20 protein-coding genes are annotated in these 22,688 nt (G+C 43.6%); all 20 read left to right on the top strand.

The window, feature by feature from the left end; genetic code table 11:
- Positions 1-10 precede the first annotated feature (10 nt).
- The 20 genes from rsmH (at position 11) to nrdD (ending at position 22,688) form a co-directional block, all read left to right on the top strand.
- Complete coding sequence (rsmH, locus tag HUE98_RS12670) at positions 11-961, top strand: 16S rRNA (cytosine(1402)-N(4))-methyltransferase RsmH (protein ID WP_241420996.1); 951 nt, start codon at positions 11-13, stop codon at positions 959-961.
- A gap of 6 nt (positions 962-967) precedes the next feature.
- Positions 968-1,339 carry a cell division protein FtsL gene (gene ftsL / locus HUE98_RS12665; RefSeq protein ID WP_241420995.1) on the top strand — a complete coding sequence of 124 codons (372 nt, stop codon included), beginning with the start codon at positions 968-970 and terminating at the stop codon, positions 1,337-1,339.
- A gap of 23 nt (positions 1,340-1,362) precedes the next feature.
- The gene (locus HUE98_RS12660; protein ID WP_241420994.1) at positions 1,363-3,462 is read left to right on the top strand and encodes a penicillin-binding transpeptidase domain-containing protein; all 2,100 of its coding nucleotides are present in this window, start codon (positions 1,363-1,365) and stop codon (positions 3,460-3,462) included.
- Between the two features lie 150 nt (positions 3,463-3,612).
- Positions 3,613-5,103: a UDP-N-acetylmuramoyl-L-alanyl-D-glutamate--2,6-diaminopimelate ligase gene (locus HUE98_RS12655; RefSeq protein ID WP_241420993.1), complete on the top strand. Its 1,491-nt coding sequence runs from the start codon at positions 3,613-3,615 to the stop codon at positions 5,101-5,103.
- Positions 5,104-5,148: 45 nt separating this feature from the next.
- Positions 5,149-6,552, top strand: a complete 1,404-nt coding sequence (locus HUE98_RS12650; RefSeq protein ID WP_241420992.1) for a UDP-N-acetylmuramoyl-tripeptide--D-alanyl-D-alanine ligase — start codon at positions 5,149-5,151, stop codon at positions 6,550-6,552.
- 1 nt (position 6,553) lies between these two features.
- Positions 6,554-7,510 carry a phospho-N-acetylmuramoyl-pentapeptide-transferase gene (gene mraY, locus HUE98_RS12645; RefSeq protein ID WP_241420991.1) on the top strand — a complete coding sequence of 319 codons (957 nt, stop codon included), beginning with the start codon at positions 6,554-6,556 and terminating at the stop codon, positions 7,508-7,510.
- A 31-nt stretch (positions 7,511-7,541) separates the two neighbouring features.
- Positions 7,542-8,921 (top strand): UDP-N-acetylmuramoyl-L-alanine--D-glutamate ligase, encoded by a 1,380-nt coding sequence (gene murD, locus HUE98_RS12640; protein ID WP_241420990.1) that lies wholly within the window; start codon positions 7,542-7,544, stop codon positions 8,919-8,921.
- Complete coding sequence (gene spoVE, locus HUE98_RS12635) at positions 8,918-10,021, top strand: stage V sporulation protein E (RefSeq protein WP_241420989.1); 1,104 nt, start codon at positions 8,918-8,920, stop codon at positions 10,019-10,021. The genes murD and spoVE overlap by 4 nt, the downstream gene beginning before the upstream one ends.
- A 130-nt stretch (positions 10,022-10,151) precedes the next feature.
- Positions 10,152-11,255, top strand: a complete 1,104-nt coding sequence (gene murG / locus HUE98_RS12630) for an undecaprenyldiphospho-muramoylpentapeptide beta-N-acetylglucosaminyltransferase (protein ID WP_241420988.1) — start codon at positions 10,152-10,154, stop codon at positions 11,253-11,255.
- A 151-nt stretch (positions 11,256-11,406) separates the two neighbouring features.
- Positions 11,407-12,312 carry a UDP-N-acetylmuramate dehydrogenase gene (gene murB / locus HUE98_RS12625; protein WP_241420987.1) on the top strand — a complete coding sequence of 302 codons (906 nt, stop codon included), beginning with the start codon at positions 11,407-11,409 and terminating at the stop codon, positions 12,310-12,312.
- Between the two features lie 17 nt (positions 12,313-12,329).
- Positions 12,330-13,598: a UDP-N-acetylglucosamine 1-carboxyvinyltransferase gene (gene murA / locus HUE98_RS12620; RefSeq protein ID WP_241420986.1), complete on the top strand. Its 1,269-nt coding sequence runs from the start codon at positions 12,330-12,332 to the stop codon at positions 13,596-13,598.
- A gap of 56 nt (positions 13,599-13,654) precedes the next feature.
- Positions 13,655-14,425, top strand: coding sequence for a cell division protein FtsQ/DivIB (locus HUE98_RS12615; protein WP_241420985.1), 771 nt, complete (start codon positions 13,655-13,657; stop codon positions 14,423-14,425).
- A gap of 124 nt (positions 14,426-14,549) precedes the next feature.
- Entirely contained in the window at positions 14,550-15,773 is a 1,224-nt protein-coding gene (gene ftsA / locus HUE98_RS12610) for a cell division protein FtsA (protein ID WP_241420984.1), read from the top strand.
- A 26-nt stretch (positions 15,774-15,799) separates the two neighbouring features.
- Positions 15,800-16,855 carry a cell division protein FtsZ gene (ftsZ, locus tag HUE98_RS12605; protein ID WP_241420983.1) on the top strand — a complete coding sequence of 352 codons (1,056 nt, stop codon included), beginning with the start codon at positions 15,800-15,802 and terminating at the stop codon, positions 16,853-16,855.
- A gap of 225 nt (positions 16,856-17,080) precedes the next feature.
- Complete coding sequence (spoIIGA, locus tag HUE98_RS12600; protein ID WP_241420982.1) at positions 17,081-17,980, top strand: sigma-E processing peptidase SpoIIGA; 900 nt, start codon at positions 17,081-17,083, stop codon at positions 17,978-17,980.
- 34 nt (positions 17,981-18,014) lie between these two features.
- Positions 18,015-18,737 (top strand): RNA polymerase sporulation sigma factor SigE, encoded by a 723-nt coding sequence (gene sigE / locus HUE98_RS12595; protein WP_241423559.1) that lies wholly within the window; start codon positions 18,015-18,017, stop codon positions 18,735-18,737.
- Positions 18,738-18,841: 104 nt separating this feature from the next.
- Positions 18,842-19,612, top strand: a complete 771-nt coding sequence (gene sigG / locus HUE98_RS12590) for an RNA polymerase sporulation sigma factor SigG (RefSeq protein ID WP_241420981.1) — start codon at positions 18,842-18,844, stop codon at positions 19,610-19,612.
- 36 nt (positions 19,613-19,648) lie between these two features.
- Positions 19,649-19,867: a hypothetical protein gene (locus HUE98_RS12585; protein WP_241420980.1), complete on the top strand. Its 219-nt coding sequence runs from the start codon at positions 19,649-19,651 to the stop codon at positions 19,865-19,867.
- Between the two features lie 263 nt (positions 19,868-20,130).
- Positions 20,131-20,604, top strand: coding sequence for a transcriptional regulator NrdR (nrdR, locus tag HUE98_RS12580; protein ID WP_241420979.1), 474 nt, complete (start codon positions 20,131-20,133; stop codon positions 20,602-20,604).
- Complete coding sequence (gene nrdD / locus HUE98_RS12575; RefSeq protein WP_320415609.1) at positions 20,601-22,688, top strand: anaerobic ribonucleoside-triphosphate reductase; 2,088 nt, start codon at positions 20,601-20,603, stop codon at positions 22,686-22,688. Before nrdR ends, nrdD begins: the two co-directional genes overlap by 4 nt.

The raw sequence follows: 22,688 nt of genomic DNA, 5'->3' as shown, positions 1-22,688 counted from the left end.
GTTCCTTCAAATGCATGTTCCTGTTTTGTTAAAGGAAGTAATAGAGCATTTAAACTGTGAAACCGGTAAAAAATTTTTAGACTGCACCCTGGGACAGGGAGGCCATTCACGAGAAATTTTAGAAGCTGTTGGCCCTGGGGGTTTTTTGTGGGGATTGGACCAGGATCAAAGAGCGCTGGACAATGCTAAAAAAAATCTTTCTCCTTACTCTAATTTTAAGCTGATTCAGGGAAGCTTCAAAGATTTGAGCCAAATAGCACAGGATGAAGGGATTAATGCTTTGGACGGGATTCTTTTCGATTTGGGGATATCGTCGGCACAGTTGGACAGCCTGGAAAGGGGTTTTACCTATCAGCAGGAAGCTCCATTGGACATGCGAATGGACCTCAGCCAGAAAACAACTGCCCAGGATTTGGTGAATGAACTTTCAGAAAGAGAATTAGTGGAAATTATTAAAAATTTTGGAGAGGAATTATGGGCTCGTCGGATTGCCAAGTTTATAATTCGAGAGAGAAAAGAGAAGAGAATAAAAACCACCGGTCAGATGGTGGACATTATAAAGGCAGCTATACCGGCCAGGGCCAGAAGGAAGGGTGGTCATCCCGCCAGGCGTACTTTTCAGGCCTTGAGAATCGCTGTAAATCAGGAGCTGGAGAGTTTAAGCCGGGGCCTGGAGGCATCTATAAGTATTTTAAAGCCTAAGGGAAGGCTGTGCGTAATTTCTTTTCATTCCCTGGAGGATAAGATTGTTAAAAAATTTTTTGGGGATAAATCTCGGGGGTGTGTTTGTCCCCCACAGATGCCAATCTGTAACTGCGCACAGAAACCAGAGCTGAAAATAGTTAACAGGAAACCAATTTTGCCCGAGCCGGAAGAGATCCAGGTAAATCCTCGGTCCAGAAGTGCAAAGTTGAGAGTTGGAGAAAAAATAGACGAAAGTTCTAAAAAAAGGGGCAGGTGAATAACCTTGTTAGTAGCGAAACAAAGACAGTTCCAATACCAGACTGATTATAAAGGACAGCAGGATTATCAACCTCAGAGTAAAATTAAACTTAAAAACAATAAGTTACTAAAAATATTTTGTTTCTTATCACTGTTTATCCTTTTAGGAATGGCCATCACTCTGGTTAGTCACTACAATCGGGTCATAGCAATAAACAATCAAATTATTCAGCACGAAAGACAGCTCAACGCTCTTAATGAAGAACAGGAGTCTTTAAAGATTCAGATTGCTCAGTTGAGTACTTTAAGAAGAATAGAGGATATTGCTATTAATGAAATCGGAATGTATTATCCCCAGGAAGGTAGTGAAAAGAGCCTAGTCGCTACAACCAACTGATAAAACACAGGAGGGTTAGTGTATTGAGTAAACAATCTCTACCTACTATAACCTTTAAAAAACGACTAATCTTCCTCTTCCTTATAATTTCTTTGAGTATGTTTATGCTCATTGGCAGGCTGGCCTGGATTCAACTGGTTAAGGCAGAAGAACTTCAGCAGGAGGCCCGGGATCAATGGAATAGGGGGATTACTGTTTCTGCTCTTCGGGGCACCATTTATGACCGCAATGGAAGGATTTTAGCGGGCAGCGCTACTGCAGAGACGGTGGTAGCTATTCCCAGACAGGTGGAGGACCCGGAGGAAACCGCCCGGGCATTAGCCCCTGTACTGGAGATGACCCAGGAGAGGCTGGTAGAGATTTTAACCCAGCAAAGTGCCTTGGTGTACGTGAAAAGAAAAGTGGATGAAGAAATTGCCCGCGAGGTACGGATGTTAGACCTGCCGGGCATTGATTTTGCCAAGGAAAGTAAGCGTTTTTACCCAAATGATAGTTTGGCCTCCCATGTTTTAGGGTTCGTGGGTATTGATGAAGGCCTGGCCGGCCTGGAATACTATTACGAGGAAGAATTAAAAGGTACTGACGGACGGATTATTTATCAGGCAGACGCCCGGGGAATTCGAATGCCCCAGGGTATTCAACAATATATGCCCTCAACTCCAGGGCTGGAAATGGTTTTAACCCTGGATGAGACTATTCAATTTATTGTGGAAAGGGAACTGAACAAAGCACTGCTGGAGTATGATGCAGAAAGTGTCCTGGCCATAGCTGTTGACCCTAAGACAGGGGAAGTGCTGGCATTGGCTAAAAAGCCGGATTATGATCCCAACCGTTACTATGATTACCCGGAAACCAGTTGGCAGATTACCCCAATATTTGCTACATTTGAACCGGGTTCTACTTTTAAATTAATGACCCTGGCTGCTTCTATTGAGGAGGGTCAGTATAATATGAACGAGAGTTTCTTTTGTCCTGGCCATGCTACCGTTTCAGGCCAACTTATACGATGCTGGACCTCTGATCGGGGTGGTCACGGCAGTATAAACTTTCTGGAGGTGGTTCAGGGTTCCTGTAACCCTGGATTTATTACTCTGGGCCAGAGGTTGGGGGAAGAAGATATGATTAAGTACCTCCATGCTTTTGGTTTTGGATCCCGGACCGGCATTGATCTGCCGGGGGAAGGGCTAGGAATCTTATTTACCCCTGAACAAATGGGGCCGGTGGAACTGGCCACTACATCTTTTGGCCAGGGGGTTTCGGTAACTCCCCTTCAGCAGGTTATGGCGGTAGCTGCCATGGCTAACGGGGGGAATCTCTTACGGCCTTATATAGTTAAGGAATTTCGGGATGAGCACGGAAATGTGGTAAAAAGAAATGAACCTGAAATAATTCGACAGGTGCTTGCGCCTGAAACCTCTGAACAGGTTACCTGGATTATGGAAACTGTGGTACAGGAGGGAAGCGGATTAAATGCTTATATAGAAGGATACCAGATTGCTGGGAAGACAGGAACTGCGCAGAAGGTAGGCGATGGCCGCTATCTGGCCGGGAAAAACATTATGTCCTTTGTGGGTTTTGTGCCGGCAGATGATCCCCAGATTCTCCTTTTTATTGCTGTGGATGAGCCTAAACGGGGGCCTATGTGGGCATCTCAGATTGCTGCCCCTATTTTCCGTAATATGATGGTGGATATCTTAAATTATTTGAATATACCTCAACAGGCGGCAGAGGAACAAGAGGTGCGAACCGTAAGTGTCCCGGATATGGTGGGTATGACTATTGATGAAGCCAGTGCCGGGGTTAATAATGAAGGATTGATCTTAAAAATTGTGGGAGAGGGAGATGTGATTGCTCGGCAGACACCTAAGCCTGGAGCTCTGGTGCCTATTCAGACAAATATTTTAGTATATGTGGGAGAGGAGACCATGGAGGATTCAGAAGAAGTGTTGGTTCCCGACCTGCAGGGGAAAACTCTTAGGGAAGCAGGGGAGATTCTCAGTTGGATGGGTTTAAAGCTGTATCCCGTGGGAACAGGAATAGCTGTTAAGCAGGAGCCGGCCGCCGGGTTCAAAGTAAATGTAGGAAGTACAGTAACGGTGGAGTTTAATTCTCCCGTACAATAAAATGTAAAAAGAAGAGGGTTGGGGTAGTCTCACCTTGAACCCTCCTTTTATTTTATAAAAAAAATGTTTCTTTTTATCTCTTTAATTATAAAATATAGAATATGAGCAATAATACTTTATTGATATTATTCATGATAGGAAAGGGAAAATATGAAACTAAGCCAACTTTTGAAAAGTCTGATGGTTAAGAGTCTGGAAAAATACCAGGACTTTGAAGTGACAGGTATAACTCACTTTACGGAAAAAATTCAACCCGGTGGAATTTTTGCCTGTCTTCCTGGAACTCAAGATCATGGAATAAAGTTTATTCCTCGGGCTCTGGAGAAGGGGGCCCGGGCAGTACTTACTGATATTAAAGAAGTACAGGTTCCCGGAGCTGTAAAGATTCTGGTTCCTGAAGTTCGCGAAGCCCTGGCGGTACTTTCAGCTAAATTCTTTGACTTTCCATCTACCAGGCTTCGGATGATTGGTGTTACGGGAACAAACGGTAAGACTACTACCTCTTATTTAATTGAGCTGCTTCTGGCGCAGAGGGAACAGAAAACTGGCCTTATTGGGACTATTCAGTATAAAATTGGTGAAGAAATGCTTCCGGTGCTGGCCACTACACCGGAAGCTCCAGATCTTCAGTCTATTCTTCGGCAAATGGAACAACAGGGGGTCAGCTGCGTTTCCATGGAGGTTTCCTCCCATGCCCTGGAACTGAAGAGAGTATCTGGCTGTGATTTTGATATTGCAGTGCTCACCAATGTAACTGAGGACCATCTGGATTTCCATCAGACTTTTGAGAGTTACCTCAATGCTAAGGGAAAATTTTTTTCACGCATGGGAAATGCATATGAAAAATCTGGAAGGCCGAGGGTGGCAGTATTGAACCGAGATGACCCCAACTTCCCTTTCTTTTATGAGCAGGCCGGGGTGCAGATTGTAACCTACAGTATCAAAAGACCCGCAGAGGTTAGGGCTAAAAATATTCTTATCCGGGATGAAGGAGCCTCTTTTTATGTGGAGAGCCCCTGGGGTGAAGGACCTATAAATTTGAAATTAACGGGTCTTTTTAATGTTTATAATGTGCTGGCTGCTTTGACGGTAGCTTTAGTGGAGGGATTGGACTTTGAGGCTTCCAAAAAAATACTGGAGAATGTACATGGGGTCCCCGGGCGTTTTGAAAAGATTAATCTAGGGCAGGATTTTACGGTTATTGTAGATTATGCCCATACTCCGGATGGTTTAGAGAATGTTTTGAGAACGGTCAAGGAATTTGCTCAAAACAAGATTATTACGGTATTTGGCTGTGGAGGGGACCGGGACCGCACTAAGAGGGCACCCATGGGGGAAATTGCCGGTTTCTATAGTGATTTTTGTATATTGACTACCGATAATCCCCGCAGGGAGAACCCGTATCAGATTTTTAGAGAAGTAGAACCGGGCCTTTTGAAGGTCAAGGGTAAAGAGGGTTACCAGGTCTGCTTAGACCGCTTTGAAGCTATCACCCGGGCTATTCAACTGGCTGAGGCTGGAGATGTGGTGGTAATTGCAGGGAAGGGTCATGAAGATTATCAGATATTTAAGGACAGTACTATACATTTTGATGACCGGGAAACAGCCCGGGATATAATCCGCCGAAGGTTGGAAGGCTGACGGAGGGTTTTGGCCTGGCTGTCTTAAGGGAGGGGGTAATATATTATGGATTTAACCATTGAGGAAATATTAAAAGTGACCAAAGGAGAACTGCTGCAGGGTAACGTTTCCCGTCCCCCCACTGGTTTTTCCATTGACACCAGGACCCTAAAATCCGGTGAGTTTTTTGTGGCCCTGAAGGGGGAGCATACCGATGGTCATAAGTTTTTGAGTCTGGCAGCACAAAGGGGAGCATCGGGAGCCCTGGTTTCAGAGTTGACTTCCTATAAAATACCCCAAGAATATGTTCTGGTCCGGGTAAAAGATTCTCTAAAGGCCCTTCAGGATATTGCGGCCTATTACCGACGAAAGCTTCCTGTACGTATCATTGGAGTCACGGGAAGTTCAGGAAAGACGACCACTAAGGACTTGATTGCCGGTGTCCTGGAGAAACGTTTTCATACTCTGAAAACTCTCGGAAATTTGAACAATCATCTGGGTTTGCCATTAATGCTGTTAAAGCTTACTTCACAACACCAGGCAGCAGTACTGGAGATGGGTATGAGCGGTCGGGAAGAAATACGATTTTTAGCCCGGCTTTCTGCACCAGAAATTGGAATTATCACTAATATCGGAGAAGCCCACTATGAACTATTGGGTTCCCGTGAAGCAATCGCCGAAGCCAAGGGGGAACTGCTGGAGGAGATGGGTCCCGATGGCACCGCCATTTTAAATGGTGATGATTTCAGACAGCAGGAATTGGCCAAAAAATTTCCCGGGAAGGTCATTTTTTACGGCATGGGGACAAAAGCTGAGATAAAAGCTTTTGAGCTGCGGTCTATCCAGGAAGGCCAGGAACGGGGAACTGCTTTTGCTGTGCAAATTGCCGGCAGCAGGGAGGAGTTTATTCTTCCTTTGGTCGGGGAGCATAATGTTTATAATGCCCTGGCTGCAGTGGCCTGCGGTCTGCACCTGGGGCTGAACCCGGAGGAAATTCGGCAGGGGCTTTGGGATTTTAGTATGTCAGCCATGAGAATGGATATTCAGCAGTATGCTTCAGGGATTACCGTGATAAATGATGCCTATAATGCCAACCTGTCCTCTACCAAGGCTTCCCTGAAAACTTTGTCCCAGGTGGGTCGGGGGCATCGTTGTTTTGCAGTCCTGGGGGATATGTTGGAACTGGGAGATATTCGGGAAGAATGTCACCGGGAGGTAGGCCGCGAAGCTGTCCGGATGGGAATTCATTGTCTACTTGGAATGGGGCCCCTGATGTCTTACGCGGTGGAAGAGGCCAGGAAACATGGGTTGAAGGAAGCTGAACATTTTGAGGAGCACCCTTCACTTTGTCGAGAACTAATAGATAAAATAATGCCTGGGGATTATATACTGATTAAGGGTTCCCGGGGAATGAAGATGGAAAAAATTGTAGAATGTTTATCAAAAAATCTAGCAGAACCGGGGAAATAAGATGAATATAGATTTTTACTATACCATGGTTTTTGCATTCGTAATAAGTATTATTATGGGTCCTGTGGTAATTCGCATTATTAAAAAATATAAGATGGGTCAGCAGGTTAGAGATGATGGCCCTAAAAGCCATTTGAAAAAGACGGGGACCCCCACCATGGGAGGAGTTATTTTTCTTTTTTCCTTTCTGATTACCTTTCTGTTTTTTATCCCCAAGACCCTGGAGGTATTTTTAATCCTTCTAGTGATGTTGGGAAACGGGGCTATAGGCATGTTGGACGATCTTACCAAGTTTGCCCGACGACGTTCCCTGGGGTTAAAGGCTCGAAATAAACTTTTGGGACAGGGCATTATGGTGATTGTACTGTTCTTAATCTTATGGGCTACCGGTCACAGCACCATTGTGGAAATTCCCTTTGGAGGGCCATCTTTTAATTTGGGAATTTTTTATCCATTTCTGATGCTGTTTATCGTTATTGGAGCTTCCAATGCCGTTAACTTGACCGATGGTCTAGATGGCCTGGCTGCAGGGACTGCCAATATCAGTTTATTGGCTTACCTGTTCATTGCTCTAAGCCTTGGAATGGCGGATATCGCCTTTTTTTGCGCAGCCATGGTAGGGGCCTGTTTTGGTTTCTTAATTTTTAATTTTCACCCGGCAAAAATATTTATGGGGGATGTGGGTTCACTTTCACTGGGAGCGGCCCTTGGAACTATAGCCATTCTTACTAAAACAGAGATACTTTTTGTTATCATTGGAGGTATTTTTGTCATCGAAACCTTATCGGTAATTATTCAGGTTATTTCCTACCAGGCTATTGGCAGAAGAGTATTTAAAATGAGTCCTCTGCACCACCATTTTGAACTGAGCGGTTGGAGTGAATGGAAAGTAGTGGCGGTTTTTTGGGGAGCAGCCTTTATCCTTTCTTTTTTTGCTCTCTTTTCCATGGGAGCCTAAATACTTGTCCTTTAGGAGGAAATTATAGCTAATGGAGCTTAAACATAAAACAGTGGTAGTTATTGGTATGGGACTGAGCGGAGTATCCGCTGCCCGGCTGCTGGCACAAAAAGGGGCCAGGGTAATCATAAATGACTATAAGTCCAGGGAGGAGCTAACTCCCTGCCTGGAAGCTTTAAAACCTTATCCGGATATCAAGATTGTAACCGGGGGACATCCTGAGGGGATTGTTAACACCGGAACAGACCTGGTGGTAAAAAACCCCGGGATCCCTATGGATATTAAGCCTCTGAAAAGAGCTGGCGAACTGGGGATAAAGGTGATAACCGAAGTGGAACTAGCCTACTTATTTACCCGGGCTCCTATCATTGGGATTACCGGGACCAATGGCAAGACTACTACTACTGCACTTTTAGGGGAAATTTTTAAAGAGGCTGGGAAAAAAGTTTATGTAGCGGGGAACATTGGAGTCCCCTTGTGTGACATTGCTGAGAAAGCCTCTGCGGATTCATGGATTGTGGCGGAACTGAGCAGCTTTCAGTTAGAGGGGATAGAGAAATTTAAGCCAAAAATTAGTGCCATTCTAAACATCTCTGAGGATCATATGGATAGACACGAAACCCTGGGAGATTACCTGGATGCCAAAAAAAGGATTTTTCTAAATCAAAAGGATAATGATTTCTGTGTGCTGAACCAGGACGATCTGCTCTTGTCTGAAATAGCCGTAGGTGGACAGGTGAAGAGTCAGGTAGTACCTTTTAGTAGGCAAAGAACATATAAAAATGGAATCTACGTCAAAGACCAGCATATTGTTATTAGTAAGGAGGGCAAACTTATTTCCGTATGTCCCCAAGGGGAGGTGGCGCTTCCGGGAAAACATAATCTTGAAAATGTTCTGGCCGCCACTGCAGCGGCCTATGCCGCAGGCATTAAACCGGAGATCATAGGAAAAACCCTGAGGACCTTTAAGGGAGTAGCTCATCGGTTAGAAAGTGTAGGAAAATTCAAGGGTATTGTTTTTATCAATGATTCTAAGGGAACAAATGTGGAAGCTACCATAAAAGCTCTGGATTCTTTTAGCCAGCCAATTATTTTAATTGCCGGCGGGAAGGACAAGGGGGGAGAGTTTAATTCACTGTCCTTACACATTAATAAAAAAGTGAAGCACTTGATTCTTCTTGGGGAAACCAGCAGTAAAATAATTCAGGCTGTTGAAAATGAGGGTTTTACGGATTACAGCCGGGTACAGGATCTGGATGAAGCTGTAACCATGGCTTACCAGTTAGGGAAGGAGGGGGATTTGGTTCTCCTTTCACCGGCATGTGCCAGCTGGGATATGTTCAGAAGTTACGAAGAACGAGGTAATGAATTTAAGCGGGCTGTTAGAAGCCTGGGGAGGAAGATGGGATGAAAAAGATGAAGGGGAAGCCCCCGGATTTTATCATATTTTTTATCACCTTGGTACTGGTAGGCCTGGGCCTGGTTATGGTTTTTAGTGCCAGTGCTTATACCGCCGGTGAACTTCGGGGGGACGGTTATTTTTTTCTAAAGCGACAGGCATATTGGGCTTTTTTTGGACTGATAGCCATGGTGTTTTTGGCCAATTATGATTATCGGAAGTTGAAAAAATATACCAAGTTAGCTCTTATTATCAACTTTGTGCTGTTGGCATTGGTTTATGTACCCGGAATTGGGGTGAAACTCAGCGGAGCCTCCCGTTGGATTGGTATCATGGGTTATACCATTCAGCCTTCAGAATTTACCAAGCTGGCCCTGATACTTTTTGCCGCGGCGTTTCTATCCCGGGAAAATGTTAATGTAAAAAAATTTTGGATAGGGGTCGTTCCTCTATTGGCAGTAATGGGGGCATCCTTCCTATTAATATTGAAACAGCCGGACTTGGGTACCGCCATAGCTATTGCGGGGACGGTAATGGTAATTTTATTTGTAGCGGGGATGGAAGGAAAGCATTTTTTTCTTTTAGGAATTACAGGACTGCCCCTTTTGGGATACCTGGCTCTGGCGGAGGAATATCGCCGCCGGCGCTTTTTGGCTTTTTTGGACCCCTGGGAGGACCCGTTAGATACAGGATATCATATTATTCAGTCCCTTTATGCTCTGGGTCCCGGCAGACTTTTTGGAGTAGGGCTGGGAAGAAGTCGGCAGAAGTTTTTCTATCTTCCGGAACCCCACAGTGATTTCGTCTTTGCTATGATCGGTGAAGAGCTGGGGTTTATCGGGGGAGTTACGGTGATTTTTTTATTTTTTCTGCTAATCTGGAGAGGATTCAAACTGGCCTTGATGGCCCCGGATATGTTCGGAAGCCTTTTGGCTTCAGGAATTGTATCCATGATTGCCATCCAGGTAGTGATTAATATCGGGGTGGTTACCGGTTCAATTCCAGTCACAGGGATTAACCTTCCCTTCATTAGTGCTGGGGGAAGTTCACTTTTCTTTATGCTCTCTTCTATAGGAGTGCTATTAAACATATCCAAATATTCCCAGTATTAGGAACCATTATTTTTTTTCTTTAGACAGGTCTTTTATATTATGATAATATTAATGTGGTGTTATGTAAATGATATTTTACTCAGGGACCATCTTAAAATACTAAGTTTAGCGGGAAGGAAGGATGGAATGAATGAGGATTGTACTGACCGGCGGCGGCACCGGGGGTCATGTTTATCCGGCGTTGGCGGCAGCACGGTACATAAAAGAGCAGGAACCAACAGCGGAAATACTTTTTATGGGGACTGAAAAAGGGCTGGAAAGCCAAATCATTCCTGATGCAGGCTTTCCCCTGGAGACAATCAGCGCCAAGGGTCTTTCTCGAAAGATATCTCCGGATTTGATTAAAACATTTTTTTCAACTTTCCGGGGAGGGTGGGAAGCTAAGAAAATTTTAAAAAGATACAGGCCTCAGTTGGTTATGGGTACCGGAGGGTACGTATGTGGACCGGTAGTTTTTTCTGCTTCACTGATGGGAATCCCCTGCTTACTTCACGAACAGAATGTTATTCCAGGAATGACAAACCGCATGCTTTTTCCCTTTGTAAAAAAGGTATGTTTGTCTTTTGATGCCTCACAAAAATATTTTAAAGATACTTCAAAAACTATAGTTACCGGTAACCCCAGAGCTTCTGAGGTGGTGGGTATTTGCCGGGAGGAGGGAATAAAGGCTCTAGGATTAAATCCTAATAAAAAAACGGTTTTAATTGTAGGGGGAAGCCGAGGGGCGGAGAGGATTAACCAGTGTGTAACCGCAATTCTTCCTGATCTGGCAGCCTTTTCTAAGGTGCAATTTATTTATGTTACTGGAAATATATATTATAATCAAGTGATGGATAATAAAAATATAAAGGAAATCGCAGGTTATCATAATCTTTTTATTCGATCATACATAGCACAAATGCCTTTGGCTCTGGCAGCCACTGATTTGATAATAAGCCGGGCGGGTGCTACCATGTTGGCGGAAATTACTGCCCGAGGGATTCCTTCGGTTTTAATCCCTTCTCCCAATGTGACCAATAACCATCAGGTACTAAATGCCCATGTTTTGGCAGATGCCGGGGCAGCAGAGATGATATTGGAGAGGGATTTAACCGGGGGGCTCTTAAGGGATGTTATATTTAAGCTGTTAAAAGATACAAAAGGATTGGGAACTATGTCTCATAAAAGCAGAGATTTAGGATATCCTGATTCTGCCCATATGGTTTACAGGCAAATCAAGGAGTATCTCAAGTGAGTATTTGTTGTCTTAGTTCCTTGGAGCTCTAACGACATATAAGGACAAGCAGGAAAAGCACACAAAAAGAACTCTTAGCATAGAATAAAAATAAATAATATAAGTTTTAAACACTAATATATATTGTAAAAAAATATGGAGGATTAGAAAATTGACCCAATTAGCGGTCGGGCTGCAGGAAATAGCCCCTGGCTTTATCAAAACTCAAGAACCCATGAGAAAACATACATCTCTACACATCGGTGGATCGGCAGATTACCTGGTTGTTCCCCAAGGAATTGATCAGTTGAAAGCCCTTCTTCGCTTTTCTCAGAAAGAATTTGTGCCTTTATTTATTTTAGGAGGTGGAACAAATCTTTTGGTAAGCGATAAAGGAATTCGGGGAATTGTGGTTAAGCTTGATGAGTCCTTTAAAAAAATCCAATTTGATGGGTCCAGGCTTAACGTAGGTGCTGGTGTATCACTGCCTGTTCTGGCATTTAGAGCTGCCAGGCAGGGTCTTTCGGGACTGGAATTTGCCGGAGGGATTCCCGGGACTATAGGAGGTGCCGTGGTCATTAATGCCGGCGCTTATGGAGATTGTATGGCTCTTGTAATCCGTTCTGTAACGGTGCTTACCTGGGAGGGGGAAGTCTTGGAAATTCCGGCACATCAGCTGAATTTTAGTTACCGCTGTTCCGGTCTGTTGAAGAAGAACTGGATTGTGCTGGAATCCCACTTACAGCTGGTTCCGGGAAATCCTATAGCAATTCGAAAACGGATGGAGAGTTATTTAGCCCAGAGAAGGGCTAAACACCCCACGGAACCCAGTGCTGGGAGCGTGTTCAAAAATTTGCCCGAGGAACCCGCCGGCAGTCTCATAGAAGGGGCCGGTTGTAAGGGGCTCAGGGTAGGAGATGTCCAGGTTTCCTTAAAACATGCTAATTTTATTGTGAATCTTGGGAGAGCAACCTTTAAAGATTATCTAAAAGTGATATTAATGGTCCAAAAAAAGGTATTTGAAAAATATGGAGTTTGGTTGAACCCGGAAATCAATATGGTGGGAGAAGAGAGCTAGCAGGGGAGTGAATTTACATGGAAAAATTTGTTATCTCGGGCGGATTAAACCTGTCAGGGAAAATACGGATTAAGGGTGCTAAAAATTCTATACTGCCAATCTTGGCCGGAAGCCTTCTCACTTCCGAGAGGGTTGAGATAAAAGACGTACCAGATATAAGTGATGTTAAAGTGATGTTAAAAATTTTAGAGTGCCTGGGGGTAAGGATATCTTGGAAGGAAGACCTTCTAATTCTGGAGCCGGGGTCTCTTTATACTTCTGAAATTCCTGAAACATTAATGTGTGAAATGAGGTCCTCAATCTTTCTTATGGGACCATTGTTGGGCCGGCTGGGGAAAGTAAAAGTATCATATCCCGGCGGTTGTGACATTGGCCCCCGGCCTATTGACCTGCATCTGAAAGGATTGGCCTCCATGGGAGTGAAAATACTGGAGGAAAATGGCTGTGTGCAGGCTGAGGCAAAAACTCTTAGGGGAAGTGATATTCACCTGGATTTCCCCAGTGTAGGGGCCACAGAAAATATTATGATGGCTGCAATTTACGCAGAAGGAAGTACCCTGATACATAATGCAGCCAAGGAACCTGAAATTATAGATTTACAGAATTTTTTAAATAAAATGGGAGCGAAAATAAAAGGTGCTGGAACAGACACCATAAAAATAGAGGGAGTTAAAAGTTTAAATGACGTTAACTATACCTTGATTCCCGACCGAATTGTGGCCGGTACTTTGGTAATTGCGGCGGCGATTACCAGGGGAGAATTGATTTTGGAAAACGTCATACCGGAACACTTGGAGGCGGTTACTGCCAAACTTCAGGAGGCGGGTGTAGAAATCTGGGAGGAGCAGGATACTCTTCATGTCAGAGGAGGAAACATTAAAGCCATTCAATCTGTGCGAACTCTCCCCTATCCTGGATTCCCAACGGATATGCAGGCTCAAACTATGTCTCTTTTAACTCTGGCTAAAGGCAACAGTACAATTATAGAAAATGTATTTGATGGGCGATTTAGTCAGGTGGGTGAATTGAAAAAGATGGGTGCCCGGATTTCTGTTCAGGGACGTTCCGCCATAATACAGGGAGTGGATCAGCTAAAGGGTGCAGTAGTAAATGCTCCCGATTTGAGAGCCGGTGCAGCGTTGGTTCTGGCGGGCTTATCTGCCCAAGGTCAAACTATCATTAAAGAAATTCATCATATTGACCGGGGTTATGAAAAATTTGAGGAAATCCTGCAGCAGTTAGGAGCCAATATAAAAAGGGTAGGAGCCCAGGATGAGAATTTTTAATTTTTAATGGAAAACGCCTTTACTTGAAGGCGTTTCCATTAAAAAGAGGTGAAATTATGGACAAGCCTTATAATCAATACGGCTACCGGGAACCGGAAAAAGAAAAAGTTCAAGGTAAAGTTAGAAAAAGAAAGGGTTTGTATTTTGTTCTCCTTTTAGTTTTTTTAATTATACTTGCATTTGTAGTCTTGTTTTACTCTTCTCTTTTTGAACTGGAGGGGGTGGAACTGGAGGGGCTGGATCGCATAGAAACAGAGGAGATCATACGGACATTAAGGCTGAGGCGGGGAATGAATATTTGGGAGGTTAATACCCGTCTTATAAAAGCTCATTTGGAGGACATGCCATTGGTGTTTTCAGCCGAGGTAAGGTATCGTTTCCCCCGGTCCATTGTGGTTTCCATAGTAGAAAAGGAGCTGGTAGCTTTAGCTCCATATCAGGACAAATACCTTGAGCTGTCCCAAGATGGAACGCTGCTGGGGATTGTTGAAGGTATGAAGGAGGAAAAACCTCTGCTGACAGGGATGGATTTCAGTCAGCCTTATATTGGGAAGGTGCTGCCGGTGGAACAGAATCAGAGCTTCAAGGAGATACTGGAAGTGCTGCCGCTGATGTCTGAGGAGGAAATATCCATATTGTCTGATTTTAATGTATCCAACCCCTTAAATTTAGTAGTTTATACCTTAGATGGTACGGTTATTTGGATGGGTACCGGAGATTACCCTGAAAAGATTCGGATGATTCCGGAGGTGCTTATGGAGATTCAACATAGAGAACAGGAACCCAGTTATATAGACTTAAGAGTTCCTCACTTTCTATCAAAGTGAAGAATTAGCAATATTTTTAAGTACGGTAAAAATTATACTGTGTAAAAAAAGGGAATTTTTAATAATGTGTTGAACTACAATTATATAGGTTTTATGTAATGTAGGTTTCGGGGGAGGTTCAAAGGTGACAAAAAAAAATATCGTAGTTAGTATGGATATAGGAACTTCAAACATTAGAGTTATTGTTGGAGAAATTACTCAGGATCATACCTTAAATATTATAGGTGTAGGCACCAGTCCTTCCGGAGGTCTGCGTAAAGGAATTATTGTAGATCTGGATAAAACAATACAGAACATGAATGAAGCGGTTTCCGAGGCAGAACGCATGGTAAATATGGAAATTAATTCAGTTTTTTTGGGTATGGTTGGCACGCATATTACCTTAATCAACAATCGGGGTGTGGTGGCTGTTACCGGGGAGGACAAAGAGATTACTCTGGAGGATGTAGACAGAGTAATTCAGGCTTCCCGGGTTATTGCTATGCCCCCGGACAGGGAAATTATTGATATAATTCCCCGTCAGTTTATTGTGGATGGTTATGATGGAATCCGGGATCCCGTGGGAATGGTAGGGGTAAGATTGGAAGTTGAAGCTATGATCATAACCGGGGCAGTTACCTCCATTAGGAATTTAATGCGCTGTGTTAACCGGGCAGAACTGGAGGTGGATGGCGTAGTTCTCAACTGTCTGGCCAATGCTCAGGTTCTTTTATCTGAGGACCAGAAGGAGTTGGGAGTGGCTCTCATCGATATCGGTGGAGGTACAACAGAGGTGGCCATGTTCCAGCAGAACGCCTTGAAAGACGTAACCGTACTGCCTATGGGTGGGGATCATATTACCAACGATATTGCTGTAGGCCTCCGCACTACCATTGAACAGGCGGAAAAGTTAAAAGTTAAATATGGAAAGGCTTTGGTTTCTATGGTGGAATCCGAAGAAGATATAGAGGTTACCAGTGTGGGGGGAAAGGAAAACCGCAGGATTAATGAAAGAATTCTTTGTGGAATTATAGAACCCAGAGTTCAAGAAATATTACTTCTTGCCAGGGAAGAATTGGAAAAGATGGGTCACTTGAAATCTCTTCCAGCGGGGATTGTGTTGACCGGTGGGGCTTCTTTAATGAAGGGAGTTACAGAGATGTCTGAGGAAATATTTGAATCTCCTGTTCAACTGGCTCAACCAGATTACATTGGTGTCAGCAGCCCGGTATTTTCTACAGGTGTGGGTATTATCCATTATGTACAGGGAAATCAGATGATTCCTACCAGTCAAAAAAAAGAAACAAAGTTGGTTATGCCCAAATTTATAGGGCGCATTAAAAATTGGTTTTATGAAATATTTGATTAACCCAAAGGGTAAGGGGGTAATAATACATGATAGAATTTGATAATGATATTGAACAATTTGCGCAGATTAAGGTCATAGGTGTTGGGGGCGGAGGAAGTAATGCTGTAAAACGGATGATTGAAGCTAACCTCAAGGGGGTTGACTTTATAGCAGTTAATACAGATGCCCAAGCACTGCATCTGGCCAAGGCTAACCTAAAGCTTCAGATTGGAGAAAAGCTGACCAAAGGTCTGGGAGCCGGGGCCAACCCTGAAATCGGACGTCAGGCAGCGGAGGAAAGCCGTGAACAGATTGAGGAAATACTGAAAGGTTCAGATATGGTATTCGTGACTGCCGGTATGGGAGGGGGAACCGGTACTGGGGCAGCATCTATCATAGCCGAAGTTGCCAAGGAACTGGGAGCCCTAACCGTAGGAGTGGTGACCAAACCATTCAGTTTCGAGGGCAGGAAGCGGCGCAGCCAGGCGGAGGAGGGCATTGAGGTCCTCAAAGAAAAGGTAGATACCCTGATTATCATTCCCAACGACCGTCTTTTGCAGGTGGTGGAAAAGCGGACACCTATCGTAGAAGCTTTCCGCATTGCTGACGATGTTCTCAGGCAGGGGGTGCAGGGGATTTCTGATTTGATTGCCATTCCGGGTCTTATTAATCTAGACTTTGCCGACGTGAAAACCATCATGCTGGAAACCGGTTCTGCGCTGATGGGTATCGGTGTGGGCAGTGGTGAAAGCCGGACCATGGATGCCGCTAAGACAGCTATATCCAGCCCGCTTCTAGAAACTTCTATTGAAGGGGCCCGGGGTGTTCTGTTAAACATCACCGGAGGTTCCGATCTAGGCCTTTTTGAGGTGAATGAGGCTGCTGATATTGTTGCAGAAGCGGCAGATCCCGAAGCTAATATCATTTTTGGTGCGGTTATTGACGAATCCCTGGAGGATGAAGTTCGAGTGACAGTTATAGCTACTGGGTTTGAAGAGCGCAGGGATATAAAGTCGGCAGTGAAAGGGGTAGAAGAGGGGACCTTCTCAAAAGATGACCTGGATATTCCCGCTTTCTTGAGGAAGCGCAAAGCTATTAAGTAGATAATTAGTTACTTAATCAATAGAAAAAAATGACTAAAAAGCAGCCTATTATGAGGCTGCTTTTTGTATTTTGTCGTTAAAAAAATAAATGTTATTTCAAGTTATGACAAATTTTATGAGATCAATGATTTATAATTATACATAGATTGAATTTCCCTGGCATATATTTAAAAAGATTATATTTAAGTGGAGACTTTAGGTTGTGTAAAGCAGAGGTGAACCGTTATGTATCTGGATGAGGTAATTGTTGTAAACCTGGCTATGAATTACCTGATTCTCTGGCTCACCGCCCGCCTGCTGCACAGAGAATATGTTTCTAACCGCCTGTTGTTAGGTGCTCTATTGGGAGCGATTTACATACTTACTGTGTTTTTGCCGGCAAAAGATATTTATTTTACTCTCTGTTCTAAATTTATCCTTTCCCTGGCTATTATCTTTGCAGCTTTTTATCCTATGAAGTGGCAGGACCTGCTGTCCCTTTTAGGAATGTTCTATCTGGTTTCGTTCACGGTAGGTGGGGCTGTGTTGGCCTGTTCGCTTTTCTTGGCGGTGCCTGTGCAGAATGCAGATGGGGTTTTTATCTTCCCCTCTTTTACCGGCTTGAATTTAGTGTTTCCTATTTTTTTAGTTTTGGTTTTAGGCCGGTGGGGAATGGGTTACATGGAAAAGAAAAAGTGGCAGCGCCTGTTTCATGTGGATCTGGTAATTCGGCTTATGGACAGGGAAGTTAAGGTTGAGGCAATGTTGGACACGGGTAACAAGCTAAAAGAACCAATTTCCCGTGAACCGGTGGTGGTGGTTCAGTATAAGGCCTTAAGGGAGTTATTACCCCAGGAATTAAAAGAATATTTTGATTGTGTTGATAGCTTGTATCCGGACCTGGTGTCTGAGGTATTGACTACTTCTCCTCTAGCTGCCCGGATCTGTTTTATTCCCTATACTTCACTGGGAAGGGAAAAAGGTTTTCTTATTGGATTTAGGCCCCATGATTTAAGTCTTTGGGATAAGGACAGGGAAGTGGAGGTGGCTCAAAAAGCAGTAATTGCCGTTTATTTACAGGCTTTTTCTCCCAAGGCTCAGTACCAAGCCCTTATACCACCGGATATAGTGGGAAACGTCATCTAATAATAAACTGGGAGGGATATTCTTGCTTTCATTTATGCCGAAATATAGGCTCCTGACCCGGCTGGCGGTACTGCGCTTATTAAACTGGGTGGGGTTAAGTGCTATGCCGGAAATCTTTTATGTAGGAAGCAGTGAGGCGCTGCCTCCGCCTTTGACTCATGATGAAGAGCACTTTCTGATTCGAAAACTCAGAGAAGGAGAGAAAGAAGTAAAGAGCGTGCTCATTGAGAGGAACCTGAGGCTGGTGGTGTACATAGCACGGAAATTTGAAAATACCGGGGTTAGTATTGATGACCTGGTATCCATTGGAACCATCGGGCTAATTAAAGCAGTGAACACTTTTGATCCTCATAAAAACATTAAATTGGCCACTTATGCTTCTAAGTGTATTGAAAACGAAATATTAATGTTTTTAAGGCGGAATAATAAAGTGAAGGCAGAGATCTCTTTTGATGAGCCATTGAATATTGATTGGGATGGCAACGAACTTTTGCTGTCTGATGTCCTGGGTACGGAAAATGATTTAATTTATAAAAGCATTGAAGCAGAGGTGGATAAAAGGCTGCTATATTTGGCTATGGAGAAGCTTTCCAGCCGGGAAAAAAAGATTATGGAACTGCGCTTTGGGTTAGCTAACGGTCAGGAGAAAACCCAAAAAGAGGTGGCAGACATGCTGGGTATTTCTCAGTCTTATATCTCCAGATTGGAAAAAAGGATTATCAAAAGATTAAAAAAAGAAATTAAAAAAATGGAATAAAATAACATATTCTCCCGCCTTTTCCTGGTTTCTTCAGTATAAAAAAAACCCTAAAGGAAATACTTTAAAATAATCTGAAAAGAAACTGGGAGGGAAACAAAATCATGAATAAAGTAGAGATTTGCGGGGTAAATACCTCGAAACTTCCAGTACTGACCAGCAAGGAGATGCGAAAACTCTTTGTAGAGCTGCAGAGTGGAGACCTCGAAGCCCGAAAAAAATTGGCCAATGGGAACCTCAGGCTAGTATTAAGTGTTATCCAAAGATTTAACAATCGAGGTGAATATGTTGACGATCTTTTCCAAGTAGGGTGTATTGGTTTGATGAAGGCCATAGACAATTTTGATTTAGGTCAAAATGTAAAATTTTCAACCTACGCTGTTCCCATGATTATCGGGGAAATCAGAAGATATCTAAGGGACAATAACCCGGTACGGGTTAGCCGTTCGTTGAAGGATATTGCATATAAGGTGCTGCAGGTTCGGGATGAAATGGCCAACCGATTTGGTCGGGAGCCCTCTATAACTGAGATAGCCCAAGAATTAGACATTGGCCGGGAAGAGATTATCTTTGCTCTGGAGGCCATTCAGGAACCCGTTTCTTTATTTGAACCCATTTACCACGATGGAGGTGATCCTATATTCGTCATGGACCAGATTAAAGATGACAAAAGTTTGGATGATCGCTGGCTGGAGGGAATCGCCATCAAAGAGGCGATTAATAAATTGAACCAGAGAGAACAGCTGATTTTGGATCTCCGTTTTTATCGGGGAAAAACCCAGATGGAGGTTGCTGATGAAATTGGAATATCACAGGCTCAAGTTTCCCGTTTGGAAAAGGCGGCCCTTGGGCATCTGAAAAAATATATTCAGTAGATCTAATCTGCTTTTATTAAGAGAGGAGATGGTTATATGGTTAATCAACAAAAAATAATGGCCGTTACTTTAAGCGTATTCTTACTATTTTTTAGTCTTTACTGTATCAGCCTCTCCGATGAAGCAGTCTGGTCTTTTAACCAGAATAATTTGAGCAGGATTATTGTAATTTGGCAGGAGGATGATGAGATTAGGGAAATTTACGAACCAGAGGAAGTAATTCCTTATGTGCCGGTATTTAAGATTTATCCATGAACTTTATGAATCGCTCCATTTTATATTTGTTTTCGTAAATGGCTTCTTGATACAGGAGTTTCTTAGATATTAAGACTTGGAATAGATAAAAACAAAAATTCAGACCGGGGTAAGCCCGGTCTGAATTTTTGTTTAATTAAAAAAAGAAAAAACTATTAGTACGGGGAAGGAATTTTTTAAATTTAGGCGAATATAACAACATGTGGTATGCAAACACATAAATAACAACAATATATAGCGTTGGAAAACCAGGAGGGATTTAGGTGAAATGCCTGTTCTGCGGCTCTTTAGAAAGCAAAGTTGTGGATTCCCGTTCTACCGAAGAGGGGTTGGCTATTCGCCGCCGGAGGGAATGCATAGAATGCGGCAGGCGTTTTACCACCTATGAAAAGATTGAGGAGGTACCTCTGGTAGTCGTCAAGTCCGATGGTAAACGGGAGGTATTTGACCGTAGTAAAATTATTGGCGGTCTCCTCAGGGCCGGGGTGAAGCGGCAGATTGAACTGAAGACCTTTGAAGAGCTGGTAGATGATATGGAACGAGAGCTGAGAAACAGTTTTATTCAGGAAGTAAATTCCAGTCAGTTGGGGAAGATGGTCCTAGAAAGGCTTCGGGGGCTGGATGAAGTGGCCTATGTTCGTTTTGCGTCGGTTTACCGGAAGTTCCAGGACATTCAGTCCTTTAAGGAAGAGCTTGATTATCTTTTTACTATAAAAATGAAACCAACGAGGAAGTGATAACCATTTTAGAATTAACTACTCAAAGGCAAACAGAATACAGCGCACCGTCTAATTTCGAAGAAATCAGGAAGAGAGATGGAAGGGTTGTGCCCTTTGACCGGCAAAAAATTACCGAAGCTATTTTTAAAGCTGCTAAGGCTGTGGGGGGTGAAGACCGAACTATTGCTGAAAATTTGACCCAGCAGGTAGTTCAATACCTGCTGGAGAATAACCAGGAAATCATTCCCACAGTAGAGGGTACTCAGGACACAGTAGAAAAGATTCTCATCGAAAATGGACATGCCCGTACCGCCAAGGCATATATTCTTTATCGCTCTCGCCGCACTCAAATGCGGGAGGGGAAAAGCGCGCTGATGGATGGAGTAAAGGAAATATTAATGGAGACCAGCCGAGAGAACGCTAATATCAGCAATTCTCCCTCTGCTAAGATGCTGCAGATTGCTATGGCTGCCAGTAAAAACTATTATTTAAGCAACCTGCTTCCTGAGGACTCAGCTTGGGCACATCAGGAAGCATCAATACATATTCATGACCTTGATTACTATGCCAAGACATTAAATTGTCTTCAGATTGATTTGAAAAAACTTCTTCATGAGGGATTTCACACTGGAAATGGTTGGATTAGGCCACCCCAGAGAGTGTATTCAGCGGCGGCTTTATCTGCCATAATTTTGCAGAGCAATCAAAACGATATGTACGGCGGACAGAGCTTCTCACATTTTGACCGGGATATGGGGGAGGTCATCAGGGGTTTTGCACATCAGCCCTCCCAAGAGGAAACATTTCAGGCCATGGAGGGACTGGTTTATAACCTGAATACTATGCATTCCAGAGCTGGAGCTCAGGTGCCTTTTAGCAGCATTAATTTCGGGACAGACACTACTAAAGAGGGACGCATGGTTACTAGAGCCTTGTTGGAGGCCTTTAATAAAGGGTTGGGCCGGGGGGAAAACCCGGTGTTTCCTAATCTAGTATTTAGAGTGAAGGAAGGGGTTAACTTTGAACCTGAAGATCCCAACTATGATCTTTTCCGCCTGGCCATGAAAGTAGCTTCACACCGGTTAAATCCTACCTTCAGTTTTATGGACGCCTCCTTTAATCAAAAATATGGTGATGAAGTTTCCTACATGGGCTGCCGCACCCGGACCATAGCTAACCGGCATGGTAAGGAGATATCTGCGGGAAGGGGTAATATTGCTTCTGTGTCTATTAATCTGCCTCGTCTGGCTCTGAAGGCCAAGGAACCCAAGGCTTTTTTTGTGGAACTGGATCAAATATTGAGGCTCAGTGTGAGTCAGCTTTTACACAGATTTGAAGTTTTGAGTGAGTTAAAAATAAAAGATTTGCCTTTTCTCATGGGACAGAGTCTTTATATGGGTTCAGAAAAACTTGAATGTAACGAGCCTATACGAGAGATTATAAAACATGGCACTTTATCAATCGGCTTCATCGGTCTGGCCGAAGCATTGATAGCTTTGGTGAATTATCATCATGGCGATAGTCAGGAAGCACGACAGCTGGGACTGAGCATTGTGGAACATATGTGGAAACGCACCCAAGAGTTCTGTGAGGAGTACGACTTGAATTTTGCCCTCTATGCTACTCCTGCCGAGGGATTATCGGGACGATTTATAGATGCTGACCGGAAGCTTTTTGGGGTGCTGCCGGGGATAACTGATAAGGAATACTATACAAACTCTTATCATCTGCCGGTAAATTATTTAACATCTCTTTATGAAAAAATAAATATTGAAGGGGAGTATCACAGCTATTGTAACGGCGGTCATATTAGTTACGTGGAGCTGTCCTCACCTCCACGAGATAACATCGATGCCATTGAAAAAATCCTTAGACATATGGCGGCCTGTAATCTGGGATATGGGGGAATTAATTATCCCATAGATGAATGTACCGGCTGTAGTTTTTCAGGGCTGATTCCTTTAGCCTGTCCCCAATGCGGGGAAACAGAGATTCGTCGTATTCGAAGGATTACCGGCTATCTTTCTACTCAGGACCGGTTCAATGGAGCCAAGCAAGCAGAACTCAGGGATCGCAAATCCCATATTTTTAACCAGTATTAG

This window comes from Candidatus Contubernalis alkalaceticus (genome assembly GCF_022558445.1).
Taxonomy (GTDB): Bacteria; Bacillota; Dethiobacteria; order SKNC01; family SKNC01; genus Contubernalis; species Contubernalis alkaliaceticus.
This window is presented reverse-complemented; position numbering and strand designations above follow the sequence as displayed.